At 63.7% G+C, this 16,126-nt stretch carries 17 protein-coding genes and 1 pseudogene; 4 read left to right on the forward strand and 14 right to left on the reverse strand.

Features of this window, described 5'->3' with window-relative positions; translation table 11 throughout:
- From A5906_RS07135 to A5906_RS07170, 8 genes are all read right to left on the reverse strand, one after another.
- A partial coding sequence (locus tag A5906_RS07135) for an urease accessory protein UreD (RefSeq protein ID WP_245326621.1) occupies nucleotides 1-894 on the reverse strand: 894 nt, incomplete at its 3' end.
- 50 nt (nucleotides 895-944) lie between these two features.
- Complete coding sequence (gene ureG / locus A5906_RS07140) at nucleotides 945-1,589, reverse strand: urease accessory protein UreG (RefSeq protein WP_080134543.1); 645 nt, start codon at nucleotides 1,587-1,589, stop codon at nucleotides 945-947.
- An 18-nt stretch (nucleotides 1,590-1,607) separates the two neighbouring features.
- The gene (locus A5906_RS07145; RefSeq protein WP_080134544.1) at nucleotides 1,608-2,270 is read right to left on the reverse strand and encodes an urease accessory protein UreF; all 663 of its coding nucleotides are present in this window, start codon (nucleotides 2,268-2,270) and stop codon (nucleotides 1,608-1,610) included.
- A 40-nt stretch (nucleotides 2,271-2,310) separates the two neighbouring features.
- The gene (locus A5906_RS07150) at nucleotides 2,311-2,988 is read right to left on the reverse strand and encodes an urease accessory protein UreE (protein ID WP_080134545.1); all 678 of its coding nucleotides are present in this window, start codon (nucleotides 2,986-2,988) and stop codon (nucleotides 2,311-2,313) included.
- A gap of 9 nt (nucleotides 2,989-2,997) precedes the next feature.
- On the reverse strand, nucleotides 2,998-4,719 hold the full coding sequence (locus A5906_RS07155) for an urease subunit alpha (protein WP_080134546.1): 1,722 nt from the start codon (nucleotides 4,717-4,719) through the stop codon (nucleotides 2,998-3,000).
- Nucleotides 4,720-4,748: 29 nt separating this feature from the next.
- Entirely contained in the window at nucleotides 4,749-5,186 is a 438-nt protein-coding gene (locus tag A5906_RS07160; protein ID WP_080134547.1) for an urease subunit beta, read from the reverse strand.
- Nucleotides 5,187-5,205: 19 nt separating this feature from the next.
- Complete coding sequence (locus A5906_RS07165; protein WP_080134548.1) at nucleotides 5,206-5,508, reverse strand: urease subunit gamma; 303 nt, start codon at nucleotides 5,506-5,508, stop codon at nucleotides 5,206-5,208.
- Between the two features lie 356 nt (nucleotides 5,509-5,864).
- Nucleotides 5,865-6,464, reverse strand: coding sequence for a nuclear transport factor 2 family protein (locus A5906_RS07170; protein WP_080134549.1), 600 nt, complete (start codon nucleotides 6,462-6,464; stop codon nucleotides 5,865-5,867).
- A 322-nt stretch (nucleotides 6,465-6,786) separates the two neighbouring features.
- Between A5906_RS07170 and A5906_RS44005 the strand changes: the two are divergent.
- Together A5906_RS44005 and A5906_RS44010 are read left to right on the forward strand one after the other, a co-directional pair.
- Nucleotides 6,787-6,942, forward strand: a pseudogene (locus tag A5906_RS44005) (energy transducer TonB family protein); the annotation flags it as partial.
- A gap of 58 nt (nucleotides 6,943-7,000) precedes the next feature.
- On the forward strand, nucleotides 7,001-7,435 hold the full coding sequence (locus A5906_RS44010; RefSeq protein WP_245326623.1) for an energy transducer TonB family protein: 435 nt from the start codon (nucleotides 7,001-7,003) through the stop codon (nucleotides 7,433-7,435).
- 70 nt (nucleotides 7,436-7,505) lie between these two features.
- Here the strand turns inward: A5906_RS44010 and A5906_RS07180 are convergent, their stop codons facing one another.
- Nucleotides 7,506-8,312, reverse strand: coding sequence for a response regulator (locus A5906_RS07180; RefSeq protein WP_026312585.1), 807 nt, complete (start codon nucleotides 8,310-8,312; stop codon nucleotides 7,506-7,508).
- A gap of 219 nt (nucleotides 8,313-8,531) precedes the next feature.
- Between A5906_RS07180 and A5906_RS07185 the strand changes: the two genes are divergently transcribed.
- Entirely contained in the window at nucleotides 8,532-8,765 is a 234-nt protein-coding gene (locus tag A5906_RS07185) for a NepR family anti-sigma factor (RefSeq protein WP_080135209.1), read from the forward strand.
- Nucleotides 8,765-9,313: a sigma-70 family RNA polymerase sigma factor gene (locus tag A5906_RS07190; RefSeq protein WP_018646832.1), complete on the forward strand. Its 549-nt coding sequence runs from the start codon at nucleotides 8,765-8,767 to the stop codon at nucleotides 9,311-9,313. The genes A5906_RS07185 and A5906_RS07190 overlap by 1 nt, the downstream gene beginning before the upstream one ends.
- Nucleotides 9,314-9,379: 66 nt before the next feature.
- Here the strand turns inward: A5906_RS07190 and A5906_RS07195 are convergent, their stop codons facing one another.
- From A5906_RS07195 to A5906_RS07215, 5 genes are all read right to left on the reverse strand, one after another.
- Nucleotides 9,380-10,093, reverse strand: a complete 714-nt coding sequence (locus A5906_RS07195) for a nitroreductase (protein ID WP_080134550.1) — start codon at nucleotides 10,091-10,093, stop codon at nucleotides 9,380-9,382.
- A gap of 116 nt (nucleotides 10,094-10,209) precedes the next feature.
- A complete protein-coding gene (locus A5906_RS07200) occupies nucleotides 10,210-11,457 on the reverse strand; it encodes an acyl-CoA dehydrogenase (RefSeq protein ID WP_080134551.1) in 1,248 nt (415 codons plus the stop codon).
- 139 nt (nucleotides 11,458-11,596) lie between these two features.
- Nucleotides 11,597-12,841 (reverse strand): acyl-CoA dehydrogenase, encoded by a 1,245-nt coding sequence (locus A5906_RS07205; protein WP_080135210.1) that lies wholly within the window; start codon nucleotides 12,839-12,841, stop codon nucleotides 11,597-11,599.
- Between the two features lie 111 nt (nucleotides 12,842-12,952).
- The gene (locus tag A5906_RS07210) at nucleotides 12,953-14,080 is read right to left on the reverse strand and encodes an acyl-CoA dehydrogenase family protein (protein WP_080134552.1); all 1,128 of its coding nucleotides are present in this window, start codon (nucleotides 14,078-14,080) and stop codon (nucleotides 12,953-12,955) included.
- A gap of 157 nt (nucleotides 14,081-14,237) precedes the next feature.
- Entirely contained in the window at nucleotides 14,238-16,109 is a 1,872-nt protein-coding gene (locus tag A5906_RS07215) for an AMP-binding protein (protein WP_080134553.1), read from the reverse strand.
- Nucleotides 16,110-16,126: the final 17 nt, after the last annotated feature.

Genomic DNA, 16,126 nt, shown 5'->3' on the forward strand with positions numbered 1-16,126 from the left:
CCGCCACAAATAGGGCGGAGGGAGCGCGGCGCCGATCGCCTCCTCACGTACCACCGCCCAGAATTCGCGCACTTTGGCCTTCACCTGCGCCGTTTCCCGGCCCAGCACCTTGAAGATCAGGCCCGCATCATTGGGCAGACGACAGGCACCGAACGCCATGCCTTCCGCCAAGTCGACCCCGGCTTGCACGCGCTCGTGGATACGCTCCGCCTTGTCCTCGGGTGTGCACAGGATCACGTTGGCGAGCACGTCAAAGGAGTTCATCACGCCCGTCTGCCGCATCTCATATCGCCGTGGCTCGATCACCAGCTTCTCTGCGAACAGGGTCCGGCCATCGGGCCGCGCGGCCGCCGTCGACATCGACAACACGGTTGCGCCGAAACACTCGTCGGGATGATGGTGCTTGCGGCCGGGCTGAATGATTTCCGAGAACAGCAGCGTTGCCGACGGCGCGACGGAAATCTGCGTGTCGCTGAGAAACCGCGAGTGTCGGTGCGGGATCACGGGATCGGGAAGAAACTCCAGATAGGCATCGTCGGCCAGCGTGATCGTCTGGCTTTGCGCCGCATAGTTGGCGTCCATCGCGTGAACCTTGGTCGCCGATTGCGAGGTCAGATGCGCCTGCGCACGCGGTCCCACGGTGACGTCGAGAGCGAGCCGGTCTCCCTGCAACACGCAGCCGGTGGTGGTGATGAGAAACACGCAAGCCAACTCCGGCATGGCCTCGTCGCAATGCAGCGCGCGCTGCACCACGTAAGGCGCGCGGCGCTGCAGGCTGGCCAGGATCGTCTCTCCGGAGCGGCGCTCGAAGCCCAGGCGCAGGAAACCCGCCTTCCCGACCGCGCCGCTGCGCATCTGCGGCGGCTCGTCCTGGAAAGGCGCGAATTCCGGCATCGATGCGCCGAGCGCTTCGGCGCGAGCCCAGGGATGGACAGCGGCCGGTATCATGCCGGCCGCCGTTCGCGCGGCATGATATCGAACAGGAACTCCCGCTCGATCAGCGAAACCAATTCAGCAATGCCTTCTCCGGTTTTGCAATTGGTGAACAGAAACGGCTTGGCGCTGCGCATCATTCTCGCGTCCTGCCTCATCACGTCGAGGCTCGCCCCTACGTGAGGGGCGAGATCGGTCTTGTTGATGACCAGGATGTCGGAGTAGGTGATCCCGGGTCCGTTCTTGCGCGGGATCTTGTCGCCCGCGGCAACGTCGATCACATAGATGAAATAGTCCACCAAGGCGGGCGAGAAGGTCAGCGTCAGATTGTCCCCGCCGCTTTCGATCAGCACGACATCGCTGTCCGGAAAGCGCCGTTCCATGTCCTCGACCGCGGCAAGGTTCATGCTCGGGTCTTCGCGCACCGCGGTATGAGGGCAAGCCCCCGTCTCCACGCCTATGATGCGCTCGTGGAGCAGAATGCCCTTGAGCATACGCTGTACGTGCTTGGCATCTTCGGTCGTCACCACGTCATTGGTGATGATGAGCACCTTGATGCCGAGATCGAGCAGGCGCGGCGTGATTGCCTCCACGATCGCGGTCTTTCCCGATCCCACCGGGCCGCCGATACCGATCCGCGTGATACCCTTCGACATCCCAGGCTCCATCCGATATCAATTCATGAATAGGCGCACATGCGCGCGAGTGTGGACGGCGGCCAGAATCTCCGTCAGAGGCGCAAAGCCCGCCATGTCTGACAGCCGCGTCTTCGCGGCGATCGCGTACATCTCCTCCGCTCGTCCGGTGAGCTCGTAGAGAATCTTCTGCGTCTCGATGTGGCTGACCTTCATCAGCCGCAGGGCCGCCCCGAGGATCGTGGTCGCAACGCCATACTGGTGCACGACGAACGCCTGATAGGCAGGCAGATCCTGCACCGCAAAATGGATCGCCAGGGCCACGGGATAACAACCGGGCGTGACGGACGTCTCGATGCATTCGCGCCAGGCGCGAAGCAGCGGCGCGCCCACGACCTCGACACCCATCTCCGTGAACTTCTTGCCCACGCGAACCGACATGGCTCGCGCTTCGCCGGAGAGCTTGCGCGAGTAGACCTGCGCATCTATTCGAGCGAGGGTATCGATCTCGCCGGCGGTCGCCGCTCGATGCGCGGCGATCAACGCGATGCAGTCACCGCGGGCTGCCTGCTCGACCGCGGTGAGCGCGAACGCCCAAAGCGTGCTCGCGTCGGTGACGACGCCTTCCTGAACGGCGGATTCAAGCCCCGAAGAGAACGAGAACGCGCCGATGGGAAACATCGAGTCGCCAAACTGCAGCATCCGCGACAGCGATGTCGCGGTCCTCGATGCCTCGGCATGGTCATTTCCTGCTGTCACGTGCGGAGCCGGCCGCTAGCGGCGATGTTTGTTCGTGGTCGGCGGTTGCCGGCTTGGCGTGGATGTGCGCCACGCGTCCTGCCTCTGCTTCGATATGGGCATGGCTCTCGTGCGCGTGCGAATGCACCTGCCCTTCCGCCCCGCCGAAGAGCCGACGGGATTCATGCGGAGCGAGGTAGGGAACGACCTGGCGTCCGGATACGAATTCGTAGCGGATTCCCTCGAAGCGGTGCGTATTCATGACGGAGGCCATCACCTTGCGGTCGACGGTGAGCGGCACATACACGATGTTGTCCTTGACCAACGCCGGCCAATGCTGGTTGCCCATGGCGTGGCCGAGCTCGACGCAGGTCCGCATCGCTATTTCGGGCGCAACACGCGTCAGGTCGCCGAGATGCACGACCATCACGTCGCGCAGCTCGATCCGCGCGACGAGCGCCGAGAGCGCCTGCGCATTCCAAAGCAGAACGTCGCCATCGCAGAGGTGGGTATGGCGGTCGAGCGACACTGCCACCTGTGCGCCCTTGGCGGTGGTTTTGCGGAAACGGCTCTTCTGCGCCTCCCACTGGTCGATCTCGACCAGGTCTATCTCGGCACCCGACAGCCGGCTGGCCCATTCGGGATCGGCAGAATTGCCCAGAACGCTCTCGATCATGATCATGGCGGTTCCTCAACTGAAGAAGTACTTTTGGTTCAGCGAAACCATCGTCAGGGGCGGAACCGTGGCGTGCTTGCCGTCCACAGTCACGGCAAACGTTTCCGGATTGACTTCGATCTTCGGTGTCCCCGCATTTCGGACCATGTCCTGCTTTCCGATCTTGCGCACATTTCTCACCGGCATCACCTGGCGGCGCAGACCCAGCCGCTCCTTGACGCCCGCAGCATGCGCGAGGCCGGAGACGAACGTGATGCAATTGGCGGCCAGCGCGTCGCCGTAGGCACCGAACATGGGCCGATAATAGGTGGGTTGCGGCGTCGGCAGCGACGCGTTGGGATCGCCCATCACCGCCCAGCTAATGAAGCCGTTCTTGATTACGATCTTCGGCTTTGCGCCGAAGAACTCGGGCTCCCACAGCACGAGGTCGGCGATCTTGCCGACTTCGACCGAGCCCAGCACGTCCGCAATGCCATGTGCGATTGCGGGATTGATCGTGATCTTCGCGACGTAGCGCAGCACCCGGAAATTGTCGTTGCCGGCCACATCCTGCGGCAGCTTGCCGCGTCCGGTCTTCATGGCATCCGCGGTCTGGATGCAGCGCAGCCAGCATTCCCCGATCCGTCCCATCGCCTGCGAGTCGCTCGAGAACATCGAAATGACCCCGAGATCCTGAAGAACGTTTTCCGCAGCGATGGTTTCGGCGCGGATGCGGCTTTCGGTGAACGCAACATCGGAAGGGATGTCGGGGCTGAGGTGGTGACACACCATGATCATGTCGTAGAGCTCCGCCTGCGAATTGATGCCGTAGGGGAGCGTCGGGTTGGTGGACGACGGCAAGACATTGGGAAGGCCGGCGATCTTGATGATGTCAGGTGCATGGCCGCCGCCGGACCCCTCGGTGTGGAACGAGTGCACGGTCCGCCCTTCAAAGGCTGCGATCGAATCGTCAATGAAGCCGGATTCGTTCAACGTGTCGGTGTGAATGCAGACCTGCGTGTCCGTCTCGTCGGCGACGGTGAGCGCGGACCGAAGCACGGCCGGCGTGGTGCCCCAGTCCTCGTGACATTTGACGCCGACCGCACCCGCCTCGATCTGCTCAAGCAGGGCTGCTTTGCCGTGCCCGTGCCCTTTGCCGAGAATCCCGACATTGAGCGGCCAGTTTTCGAACGCGCGGAGCATCATACTGATGTTGCCGGGACCCGAGGTGACCGTTGTCGCGTTGGATCCGTCCGAAGGGCCGGTACCGCCGCCGATCAGCGTGGTCGTGCCGTTTGAAAGCGCGGCCTCCGCCTGCTGCGGCGAGATGAAATGGATGTGGGTGTCGATCCCGGCGGCCGTGAGGATGAGATGTGAGCCCGAAATAGCATCGGTGGCCAATCCCAGCTCCAGACCGGGCGTGACGCGATCCATGGTCTGGGGATTGCCGGACTTGCCGATTGCACAAATACGACCATCCTTGATACCGACATCCGCCTTTACGACGCCCAGCATGGCATCGATGATGGTCACGTTGGTGATCACAAGGTCGGGGGCGCCACCCGCCCGCGTCACCTGATTGTCCATCCCCATGCCCTCACGCATGCTCTTGCCGCCACCGAAGACGATTTCGTCGCCATAACCGCCGCGCAGATCGCGCTCGATTTCCACGAACAGACCGGTATCGCCCAACCGGATGCGATCGCCTGTCGTCGGCCCGAACAGACCGACATATTCTTGCCGAGAGATGGTAGCCATTGCGGCCCTCGCGCGTTTCACGCCTTGTTCTATGTGGAGCGAAAGCCCCGCTGCGCTGCCAGCGCGATCGCCTTGGATTTCGCCGTGGCGGCGTTCGTGTCGGCGGTGGGACCATCGACGAGGTTGTTGAAGCCATAGACCGCGCGCTTGCCGCCATAGGGAACGAGGTGAACCTCGCGCTCGTCGCCGGGCTCGAACCGAGTCGCCGTAGACGATGGGATGTTCAAGTGCAGCCCGAAAGCCGCGGCGCGATCGAACTCCAGGGCGGGATTGGCCTCAAAGAAATGGAAGTGCGATCCGACCTGTACGGGCCGGTCCCCCGCATTGCGCACCTTGAGCGTCGTCACCGGCCGATCGGCGTCGAACGTGATCGCTGCCGGGCTGCAGACGTAGCCGCCGACCGGTACGTGTGATGTGACCGGATCGACATCGGCGGCAACCTTGGGGCCCAGTTTTGGTCCAGCCATGTAGATCTCCTGTAAGCGCTCACTGGATCGGCGTATGCACCGTGACCAGGCGGCTGCCGTCGCTGAACACTGCCTCGACCTGCACCATGGGGATGAGGTCGGCGACGCCATCCATCACGTCGGCCTTGGTGAGAACGGTACGCGCCTCGTTGGTGACGTCTTCGATCGTCTTGCCGGAGCGAGCACCATCGAGGGCGGCCGCCGAAATCACGGCGACGGCTTCCGGATAGTTGAGCTTGATGCCCTTGGCTCTTCGTTTCAGCGCCACGTCGGCCAACATGTGGACGAGCAGCTTGTCGAACTCTCGCGGGGTTAGCTGCATGAGATCCTCCCCGAGCCGGCTTCCAAAGACCGCTTCGCACGTTGGATCAGATTCCCCGGAAGGATCATCCGGTGTTCTACTCAGTTCGACAGCGGGAAATACCCCCGTCGTCGTCATTCATCAGTATGATGGCCCCTAACAACCTCATACCGTGGGACGGCCGTGATCAGCCAACTCACGGGTCTTTGCGGGTCGTCGATCCCGGCACCGTCCTTTCGTTCGGCGGGCTCGTTTTCGCTAGAAGAATGTCTGGCTTTCGGACGATTCCACATTTCGCGCAGGAAGCAGGCGCCTCGCAAAGGGGGGCTGGAGTTCCGGACTAGTTGCGGCGCCAGTCGCGCTTCTTTTGTCTGGGGTTACTTCGCCTTCCCCGCCAACCAGTCTCGCCCTTCGCCATAGAGCTTCTCGACCTCGGCACCAGTGAGACCTGGCATGTCGCGCTTCACCTTGTAGCCGATCAGCTCCTGCATGTAGGCGAGGTGGCGGTAGCCTTCGGGCAGTGCGGCGAGCGCAATCTGGTCGAGCTGAAGCTCTGCTGCGGGATCGACCGGGTCGATCCGGTCCTTCTCATAGATCGGCTGGCGGCGGACGATGCCCCATTTCCCGTGGCGCTTCTCCAGGAAATCGTAGAAGCGCCCGGTGCAGACGACGTCGCAGAGCACGTCGTGTACCAGGGCGCGCTGCGAAATCGTCATCTTGGTCTGGGCGATCGCGCGCTCGCCCGCGAGGTCGATGCTGGTGCCGCCGAGGAAATGCAGGATGCGCACGCCCTTGGCGAACCCCTCCTGGCTGACGCGCATGAAGTCCCGCGCCGGCCCCTGAAACCAGGTGGCGGACATCCAGCCTTCTTCGTGCCAGACCGTGGCGAAGCGGTCCCAATCCCCGGCATCGCGCCAGACCGCCCAGTTCTCGACGAGGTCGCGGATGGCGAGGCGGTCGAGGAGTTGCTGGTCCATGGTACGTCTCTCCCGGCGACTTGAGGCTACGATGAATGTCATCGGCCCGACGTATCAACGCGGCAATGATGGTGGCGTCAAGCGCCTGATGTCTCGCGGCCGTTCGAGTTGCCCACAATGGTGCAAGCGCGACCCGAGCAGCGAGTCTTGCAATCAACCGGAGCGCGATTGGTATCCACCGTTGTGCAGATGAAATTCCCCTTGCTGGCCGCGCTTCTCGGATTGCCGGTAGCCTTCCCCACGCACGCCAGACTGAGTCAGAGAGCAGAGAGTCAAATTCTGGAAGGCGCAACTGACGGCCCACATTGTCCGCAACAGGGTTTTGCTGCCTGAAGGACGGGGACAAACCGGTGAGGCCAAGGTCGCATTCGGCATCGACCGGTTTGGCAAGTTGATCTGGCGGGCACTGGCTATGAGCGCTGGATCCCGGCCGCTCGATATTGCTGCGCTGGACATCGTCGCCCGCGCTCAACCGTTTCCGGCGCCGCCTCCGGAGTTGGAGACCTCGCTCACCTTGACCGTGCCGATTGTCTTCAATGGCCGTCAATTCGAGGTACCGTCCCCCGGGGATAGAGCTAAGCCGGCCGGATCCCGCCTCTGGCTCGCCCGATGCCGTGGCAGTCTGGCGCAAGGAGGTCACCGAGCGTGTATGGCGCAACGGAACGTTTCCCCCGGGGGCAATCGGCCAGCGAGGCGATGCCGGCGTCACATTTGTAGTCGACCGCTCGGGCAAATTGATCTCGAGCGCGCTCGTCGAAAGCACAGGGTCCGCGCTGCTCGATGCGGCGGCTCTCAAGATGGTGGAGCGAAGCGAGCCATTTCCGAAACCGCCTTCTGACGCGAAGGACGACCTGCAAAGGGTTACCGTGTTCATGACCCTCGACGGAATGCGACGCAACGGCGGGCTCGGGCCATGGGAGAACGAAGCTAAGGTAAAGGCCAAGCTCAACAGCGTCTGTCGAGGTTGCTGACACAGGGCGCGGGCAAACGAAAAACGGCGCGCCTTGCGACGCGCCGTTTTCTCGTCCGATCGATGCTTCCTTACGCCGCCGGCACCTTCGGCGCGCGGTTGCGCGAGTTGCGCTGGAAGAACAGCGCCTGGCTCGCCACCGCCGACACCATCGCCGGCTGGAACGGCTTTGAGATCAGGAACGCCGGCTCCGGGCGTTCGCCGGTGAGGAAGCGTTCCGGATAGGCAGTGATGAAGACCACCGGCACCTCGAAGGTGCGCAGCAATTCGTTGACCGCATCGAGCCCCGACGAGCCGTCGGCGAGCTGGATGTCGGCAAGGATCAGGCCGGGCCGCTTGTTCTTGGCGAGCGCCACCGCATCGGCATGGGTGCGCGCGACGCCGACGACATTGTGGCCGAGATTCTTCACCAGGCTCTCGAGATCCATGGCGATGAAGGTCTCGTCCTCGATGATCAGCACGTCGGTGGCAATCTCGGCCGCCATCTCGCGCCCTGCGGCGTCCGCGAGCCGCCGCGTCTCGGCAACGTCGGTGCTGAGGATGAAGGCGACTTCCTCTTCCGAAAATCCCTCCAGCGACAGCAGCAGGAATGCCTGCCGCGGCAGCGGCGTGATGTTCGACAGCCGCCGCTCGGGCGGCATCGGCAGGGTCGTCACCTCGGCATCGTCGTTGACCGAAACCGAATTCCAGATCTGGGTGAACAGCCGGAACAGGCCCGCACGCGGCCCATGGCTCTCGTCGAGCACCGACGGATCTCCCAGCATGGCTTCCAACATGGCTGCGACATAGGCGTCGCCGGAGGCCTGGCTGCCCGTGAGGGCGCGTGCGTACCGGCGCAGCAATGGCAAGTGTTCAGCGACAAGCTGTGAACGGGACATCCCCACTCCATTCATCTTCGGGCCGGCCTCAGAGAACAGGAACAACGAGGGGAGGCCCGGGTTCCCCTGCTGGCTGACTACGCCCCAGGACAAGAAAAGTTCCGCGAGAGCGGGAACTTTTTGACGAACCTCGAATTGTGCCTATCCAGGGAACGGCTCCCGGTTGAGAAAACTTCTCGATTTTACAGTAACTTAACTCGGGGAAACGTGGAACAGGTCATGAAAGATCTCAAGTCTCAAGCCAGCAAAAGCACGACCCCCGGCAAGGGAGGCCTTACTCCGGAGATCCAGTCCCGGATCGGGCATCAACTGCGCGCCATGTACGACGACGTCGTGCGGCAAGGGGTTCCGGACCGGTTCGCGGAGCTGATCAAGAAACTTGATGCGCCGGGAGGCGCACCCCAAGTGGAAACGGATGGGGGCTCCAACGACAACAACAATGGGAGGGATTAATGCCTCTCACGGAATCCCTGCGTAACGACATCCTTGCGGCCGTGCCAAGTCTGCGCGCGTTCGCCATCTCGCTCAGCGGCAACGCCGACCGCGCCGATGATCTGGTTCAGGAAACGCTGTTGCGCGCGCTTGCCAACATCGACTCCTTCCAGCCCGGCTCCAACCTGCCGGCTTGGCTGTTCACGATCCTGCGCAACCTGTTTCGCTCCGACTATCGCAAGCGGCGGCGCGAGGTCGAGGATGCCGAGGGCAATTACGCGAAGACGCTGAAGACGCAGCCGTCGCAGAACGCGCATCTCGAGTTCGAGGAGTTTCGCGGGGCGCTCGAGAAGCTTCCGCAGGACCAGCGCGAGGCCTTGATCCTGGTCGGCGCCTCCGGCTTCTCCTATGAGGACGCGGCCTCGATCTGCGGCTGCGCGGTCGGCACGATCAAGAGCCGCGTCAACCGCGCGCGCTCGAAGCTCGCCGCGCTGCTCTATGTCGACGGCGCCGAAGACTTCGGGCCCGACGAGACCGTGCGCGCCGTGATCGGCGGCAGCGGCGGATAGCGCAGCCATCGGGTCTCAGCAAACGTGCGAAGGCGGCCGTTGGCGCGGCCGCCTTCGCGTACGTCCTTACTCCTCCACGAACGTCACTGTGTCAGGCACGCTCGCGCGCGAGGTGCGGTAGCTGTTGACCTTGTGGGCGTGGTCGGCATAGCCGAACGAGATGCCGCAGACGACGCGGCGGTCGTCGGGCAGTTTGAAATGGCGGCGGATCAGGCCGGAGTGGCGCGCCAGCGCCGCCTGCGGAATCGTGCCGAGCCCGAGCGCCTGCGCGGCCAGCATGAAATTCGAGACATAGGCACCGCAATCGATCGCGCCGTAGATGCCGAGCGGCTCGTTGGTGTGGATGATGGCGACATGCGGCGCGCCAAAGAAATTGTAGTTCTCCAGCGCCTGCTTGGCATAGGCGGCCTTGTCGCCGCGGGCGATGCCGAGCGTGTTGTAGAGCTGGAAGCCGCTCTCGCGGCGGCGCTCGAGATAGACCCCGACATATTCGCGCGGCGGGATGAAATCGTAATCGTCGCCGAGGCCTTTCGAAGCCTCACCGTAGATCGCCTTGCGAAAGCGTTCCTTGGCCTCGCCGCTGGCGATGATGACCTGCCAGGGCTGGCTGTTGCACCAGGACGCCGTGCGCTGCGCGGTGGTCAGCACGTGCTCGATGGTGGTGCGGTCGACCTCCTTTGGAAGGAAAGCACGAACCGAGTAGCGCTCGTTGAGGAGCTCTTCGAGCACGCCGATGCGGTCTTCGGTTGAGTGGCGGGCGTTCGGTGTTTTCGCGTCCATAGCATGCTCTCTTCGTTGTCATTCCCGGGCGCCCGCAGCGCGAACCCGGAATCTAGAAGTTATTCACTCATCTCTAGATTCCGGGTTCGATGCTTCGCATCGCCCCGGAATGACGGCTACCCCCGCCCCTTCGTCGGGATCTTGTTATACGGCACGTCCTTGTCGACACGAATATCACCCGGCAGACCCAGCACCCGCTCGGCGATGATGTTGCGCAATATCTCGTCGGTGCCGCCGGCGATGCGCATCGAGGGCGAGGACAGCAGCATCTGCTGGAACTGGCCCTGCACCGTCTCCTCGTCGCTGCCGGTGAGAACGCCGGCTCCGCCCTGCAGGTCCATGGCGTAAGTCGCGATGTCCTGCAGCATCATGCCTGATACCAGCTTGCCGATCGAGTTCTCCGGGCCCGGCCGATCGCCCTTCGATAGCGCCGAGATGGTGCGGTAGCTGGTGTATTTCAGCCCGCTCGACTTTGCCGCCCAGCTCGCGAGCTTTGAGCGCACGGCGGGATCGTCGATGGCCAAGCCATCCTCCAGCATCAGGTTCGAGCAGAACTCGAACATCTCGGGCACGCCGGTCGCGAGCCGCGCGCCGATCGACATGCGCTCGTTCATCAGCGTGGTCAGCGACACGCTCCAGCCATCGCCGACGGCGCCGAGACGCTGGCTATCGGGAATGACGACGTCGGTGAAATAGACCTCGTTGAACTCCTGCATGCCGTTGGCCTGTTTGATCGGCCGCACCTCGACCCCCTCGCTTTTCATGTCCAGGAAGAACATGGTGAGGCCCTTGTGCTTGGGCACGTTCGGATCGGTCCGCGCGATCAGGAGGCCATAGTCGGAATAATGCGCGCCAGAGGTCCAGATCTTCTGGCCGTTGACGACCCAATTGTCGCCCTTCTTCTCGGCGCGGGTGCGCAGGCCGGCGACGTCGGAACCGGCGGAGGGCTCGGAGAACAGCTGGCACCAGATCTCCTCGCCCGAGGCGAGCTTCGGCAAGTACCGGCGCTTGGCGTCCTCGCTGCCGAAGGCCATCACGGTGGGGCCGCACATGCCCTCGCCGATCTGGAACGGCTGCGTCAGCTTGCCGTAGACGCCCTCCTCCTGCTGCCAGATCACGCGCTCGATCGGGCTTGCGCCGCGGCCGCCATATTCCTTCGGCCAGTGCAGGCAGGCCCAGTTGCCTTCGAACTTCTTCTTCTGCCAGGCCTTGCCGACATCGACGATGTCGTGCTTGGCGAGCCGAATGCGGCCGAGCGAGGATTTTGACAGCTCGGCATGCAGCTCCTTCGGCGCATTGGCCTCGACCCATTTGCGCGCGGTTTCGCGGAATGCGGCTTCCTGGGGGGTGTCGTCGAAATTCATATTCGAGCTCTCCTCTCTCGTGCCCCGGACGCCGCGCAGCGCGGAGCGGTGCGCTGCCAAGCGGGGGCCCATCTGCGGCCTGCTGGGTCCCGGCTCTGCGAAGCAGCGCTACGCACTGCATCGCGTCCGGGACACATACTCATCTCCCCTTCGTCGGGATCATGTTGAACGGCACGTCCTTGTCGACACGGATATCGCCGGGCAGGCCCAGCACCCGCTCGGCGATGATGTTGCGCATGATCTCGTCGGTGCCACCTTCGACGCGGGTGCCCGGCGCACGCAGCAGCATGGCCTGGAAACGGCCAGCGAGTTCAGCATCCTCGGCGCCGCTGACCACGCCAGCCGCACCTTGCAGATCGAGCGCGTAGGTTGCGACATCCTGGATCATCGAGCCCGCGACCAGCTTGCCGATGGAGTTTTCCGGCCCCGGGCGCTCGCCCCGCGACAGCGCGGAGATCGCGCGCATGCTGGTGTATTTCAGCCCGCTCGCCTTCACCGCCCAGTTCGCCAGCTTCGAGCGTACCGCGCGATTCTCGATCGCCGGCCCGTCGTCGAGCATCAGGCTGGAGCAGTACTCGAACAGCTCCGGGAAACCGGTCGAGACGGCCGCGCCGATCGCGCTGCGTTCGTTCATCAGCGTGGTCAGCGAGACGTTCCAGCCATCGCCGACCTCGCCGAGGCGCTGATGATCGGGAATGCGAACGTTGGTGAAATAGACCTCGTTGAAGTCGGAGGCGCCGCTCGCCTGCTTGATCGGCCTGACCTCGACGCCGGGGCTCTTCATGTCCAGGAAGAACATGGTGAGGCCCTTGTGCTTGGGCACGGTCGGATCGGTGCGCGTGAGCAAAATGCCGTAGTCGGAATAATGCGCGCCCGAGGTCCAGATCTTCTGGCCGTTGATGAGCCAGTCGTCGCCATCCTTCTCGGCGCGCGTGCGCAGGCCCGCCACATCCGAGCCGCCCGCCGGCTCGGAGAACAGCTGGCACCAGACTTTTTCGCCCGACGCGAGCGGCGGCAGATATTTGCGCTTATGCTCCTCGCGCGCGAACGCCATCATGGTCGGTCCGCACATGCCGTGGCCGATGATGAACATGCGGGACAGCTGGGCGAACGGCCCTTCTTCCTGCTGCCAGATCACGCGCTCGATCGGCGATGAGCCGCGGCCGCCATATTCCTTCGGCCAGTGCAGGCAGGCCCAGCCGGCATCGGCTTTCTTCTTCTGCCAGGCCTTTGCGACCTCCAGGATATTGGCATTCTTGAGCACGGTACGGCCGAGCGAGGATTTACGCAGCTCTTCCTCGTACTGCTTTGGCGCGTTCGCGCTGATCCAGGCGCGGGCCACGCTGCGGAATTCAGCTTCCTGCGGGGTGTCGTCGAAGTTCATGGTCTTTCTCTCCGTCATTCCGGGGCGCGCGTAGCGCGAACCCGGAATCTCGACGTTATTCACTCATCTCCAGATTCCGGGCTCGCCGCTTTGCGGCGGCCCGGAATGACACTAGGCCGCGTTCTTCTTCCGCATGCGGTCGATCAGCTGGTCCTCCCAATAGGACAGGCTGCCGAGCCCGAGCGCCATGGCATTGGCGCGGCGGTAGTACATGTGGCAGTCGAACTCCCAGGTGAAACCCATGCCGCCGTGAACCTGGATGTTGTTCTTGGCGCAGTGCTGGAACGCCTGCGTCGCGCTGATCCGCGCGGCGGCGGCCGCTTCCGGCAGTTCGGCGGCGTTGGTCGAGAGCGCCCAGGCGCCGTAATAGCAGTTGGAGCGCGCCAGCGTCGCCGAGACATACATGTCGGCCAGCATATGCTTGACCGCCTGGAACGAGCCGATCTGACGGCCGAAGGCGACGCGGTCGAGCGCGTAGTCGCGGCCCATCTCCAAAGCGCGGTCGGAGCCGCCGACCTGCTCGAAGGCGCACAGCACCGCGGCGCGGTCGAGCACCTGGGTCAGGATGCTCCAGCCTTCGCCGGCCGCACCGAGCGGCTCGGCCTTGCAGTCCTTGAACGAAATCTCGGCCTGCCCGCGGGTCGGATCGAGATTGGTGAGGCTTTTGACCTCGACGCCACCAGCTTTGAGATCGACCAGGAACAGCGAGAGATCGTTTTCGCGTCCGCTCGGTCCCGTGCGTGCGGCGACCACCGCGAAATCGGCGATCGCACCGTCTGCAACCGGCTTCTTGACCCCGTTGAGCACGCCGTTCGCAGCCGTCAGCTTGACGTTCTTCGGCGATGGATTGCCTTTGCCCTCGAACAGCGCCAGCGTGCCGATGGCCTCACCTGACGCAATCGCCGGCAGCCATTTTTTCTTCTGCGCGTCGCTGCCTGCGATCAGCAGCGCTTCGGCGGCAAGATAGACGGTCGATGAGAACGGCACGGGAGCATTGGCACGGCCCATTTCCTCCGCGATCACGCAGAGCTCGAGATGGCCGGCGCCGGCGCCGCCGAACTCTTCCGGGATCGCGACGCCAAGAAAGCCCATCTCGGCAAGGCCCTTCCATAGCTCCTTGTCGTAGGGCGCCTTGCCGTCGAGCACGACGCGCACCGCCTTGGGCGAGCATTTTTCCGCGAGGAATTTGCGCGCCTGGTCGCGGAGCTGTTTCTGATCGTCCGAGAAATCGAAGTTCATGGCGGCTTACCTTTGTTTATTCGTTGTCATCTATTGCCGTCATTCCGGGGCGCGACGAAGTCGCGAGCCCGGAATCCATACCCACCAGCCGGGGTTATGGATTCCGGGCCTGGCCCTTCGGGCCATCCCGGAATGACGAAGGGCGAGAGCGTCGTCTTCATTTCAGCACGATCACATCTTGATCCGGCTTCTCGGCATAGAGCCGCTCCACCAGCGTCGCGCGGCGTTCGAGGCCGGCGCGCTGGTTGATGTAGCCCTTGTCGGTCAGCTCGTTGCCGTCGATCGAAGGCGGCTCGACCATCAGCATCGCCCGCGCGATGATACGGCTGCTGGCGCCCTCGCACTCCCGGTTGTGAGCTTCCAGCCCGCGCCTGAAGCAGGCGAGCACGTCGGGGTGTCTCACCGCATCCGCAAAGCTCAGATCGGGATTGCCGACGAGCTGGCGACAGGCATGCAAATTCGGCCAGGCCAGCAAGCCGATGAAGGCGCGATCCTGTCCCGCAACCAGCGCGTCATGCACGACGGGCGTCGCGGCCGCGATCGCATCGGTGCGGAGCGAGCCGACATGGACGAAGGTGCCGGTGGTGAGCTTGAAATCCTCGACGACGCGGCCCGCGAAGATGATGCCCTGCACCGGATCGGCATCGTCGACGAAGATGCCGGCATCGCCGATGCAATAAAAACCTTCCTCGTCGAACATCTTCTTGGTCAACTCGGGCTGGCCGAAATAGCCGGGCGTGACGTTGACGCCGCGCAGGCGCAGCTCGTATTTCGAGCCGCACGGCACCATCTTCAACTCGACGCCGGGGAACGGCAGGCCGATCAGGCCGACGCGCTCGGTGTCCCAATAGGTGCCGGTCGAGGTCGGCGCGGTCTCGGTCGAGCCCCAGCCGGTGTAGAACACGATGCGCTCGCCGGTGGTCTTCACGGCAAGCGTCTGCATGCGGTCGTAGAGATCGTCCGGCAGCCGCGCGCCGCCATAGGCCATGATCGAGAGGTTCTTGAAGAAGGAACGACACAGCGCGTCGTCCTTCTCCATCGCAGCCGCGAGCGCCGCATAGCCGGCGGGAACGTTGGCGTAATAGGTCGGCGAGATCTCGCGCAGATTCCGCAGCGTCTCCTCGAACTGGCCCGGCATTGGCCGGCCATCATCGATATAGAGCGTGCCGCCATCGACCAGGACCGGATGGAACGCCGCATTGCCGCCCATCGTATGGTTCCACGGCATCCAGTCCAGCATGGTCGTGACAGGGCCGTCAGGTGCGCGCGGCCGCACCTGCATCATCATCGCGGCATTTGCGCACATCATCGCCTGCGTGTTGATGACGGCCTTGGGCATGCCGGTCGAGCCCGATGTGAACAGCAGCTTGCCGACGGTCTGCGGCGTGATTTTTGCGATCGACGCATCGACCTCAGATGTCACCGGCGTCGCCGCGAGATCGGCAAAACTCACGCTGCTGATGCCATCGCAGGGCCGCAAGACGTGCACAACGGTGACGCCCGTAAGATCGAGCGCATTCAGCGCCTTCTCGAAGATCGGGCCGTCCTGCACCATCACCACGGCCGGCTTGATCAGGTCGAATAAATATTTCAGCTTGACGTGATCGTGGCTCATCAGGGAATAGGCCGGCGACACTGGCGCGGCCGGAAGGCGCGCCTGCATCGCGGCCTGCGTGATCAGCGCGTGCTCGATCGAATTGCCGGAGAGGATCGCAACCGGCCGTCCCTCGAGCTTGAGATTGAGCAGACCTTGCGTCAGCGCATCCACCGTGCGCTTGGCTTCGGCGTAGGAAACTTTGCGCCATTCGCGATTGGGACCGCCGCGCTGCGCAAGCCAGACGCGCTCGGGCGCTTCCTTCGCCCATTTCGCCAACGACGCCGGAATGTGAGTGGCGTAGGCTTGCAGCGGAATGCGCGACTTCAGCACCACCGTGCCGTCGGCGCGGCGCTCGACGTCGATGTCGCGCTTGAGCCACTCGACCTTGCGAAAGGCGGGCTTCGTCATCACCGCCGCCGCGCTTCCACTCATTTTGCGTCTCCCGGAAT

The organism is Bradyrhizobium sacchari (assembly GCF_002068095.1).
Lineage (GTDB): Bacteria > Pseudomonadota > Alphaproteobacteria > Rhizobiales > Xanthobacteraceae > Bradyrhizobium > Bradyrhizobium sacchari.

Bases quoted from the DNA above. Each gene is read 5' to 3' on its own strand.
- ureG (WP_080134543.1), bottom strand. From the start codon at position 1,589: ATGTCGAAGGGTATCACGCGGATCGGTATCGGCGGCCCGGTGGGATCG.
- A5906_RS07145 (WP_080134544.1), bottom strand. From the start codon at position 2,270: ATGCTGCAGTTTGGCGACTCGATGTTTCCCATCGGCGCGTTCTCGTTC.
- A5906_RS07205 (WP_080135210.1), bottom strand. From the start codon at position 12,841: ATGAACTTCGACGACACCCCGCAGGAAGCTGAATTCCGCAGCGTGGCC.
- A5906_RS07150 (WP_080134545.1), bottom strand. From the start codon at position 2,988: ATGATCATGATCGAGAGCGTTCTGGGCAATTCTGCCGATCCCGAATGG.
- A5906_RS07180 (WP_026312585.1), bottom strand. From the start codon at position 8,312: ATGTCCCGTTCACAGCTTGTCGCTGAACACTTGCCATTGCTGCGCCGG.
- A5906_RS07165 (WP_080134548.1), bottom strand. From the start codon at position 5,508: ATGCAGCTAACCCCGCGAGAGTTCGACAAGCTGCTCGTCCACATGTTG.
- A5906_RS07195 (WP_080134550.1), bottom strand. From the start codon at position 10,093: ATGGACGCGAAAACACCGAACGCCCGCCACTCAACCGAAGACCGCATC.
- A5906_RS07170 (WP_080134549.1), bottom strand. From the start codon at position 6,464: ATGGACCAGCAACTCCTCGACCGCCTCGCCATCCGCGACCTCGTCGAG.
- A5906_RS07155 (WP_080134546.1), bottom strand. From the start codon at position 4,719: ATGGCTACCATCTCTCGGCAAGAATATGTCGGTCTGTTCGGGCCGACG.
- A5906_RS07160 (WP_080134547.1), bottom strand. From the start codon at position 5,186: ATGGCTGGACCAAAACTGGGCCCCAAGGTTGCCGCCGATGTCGATCCG.
- A5906_RS07190 (WP_018646832.1), top strand. From the start codon at position 8,765: ATGCCTCTCACGGAATCCCTGCGTAACGACATCCTTGCGGCCGTGCCA.
- A5906_RS07185 (WP_080135209.1), top strand. From the start codon at position 8,532: ATGAAAGATCTCAAGTCTCAAGCCAGCAAAAGCACGACCCCCGGCAAG.
- A5906_RS07215 (WP_080134553.1), bottom strand. From the start codon at position 16,109: ATGAGTGGAAGCGCGGCGGCGGTGATGACGAAGCCCGCCTTTCGCAAG.
- A5906_RS07200 (WP_080134551.1), bottom strand. From the start codon at position 11,457: ATGAATTTCGACGACACCCCCCAGGAAGCCGCATTCCGCGAAACCGCG.
- A5906_RS07210 (WP_080134552.1), bottom strand. From the start codon at position 14,080: ATGAACTTCGATTTCTCGGACGATCAGAAACAGCTCCGCGACCAGGCG.
- A5906_RS44010 (WP_245326623.1), top strand. From the start codon at position 7,001: ATGGCCGTCAATTCGAGGTACCGTCCCCCGGGGATAGAGCTAAGCCGG.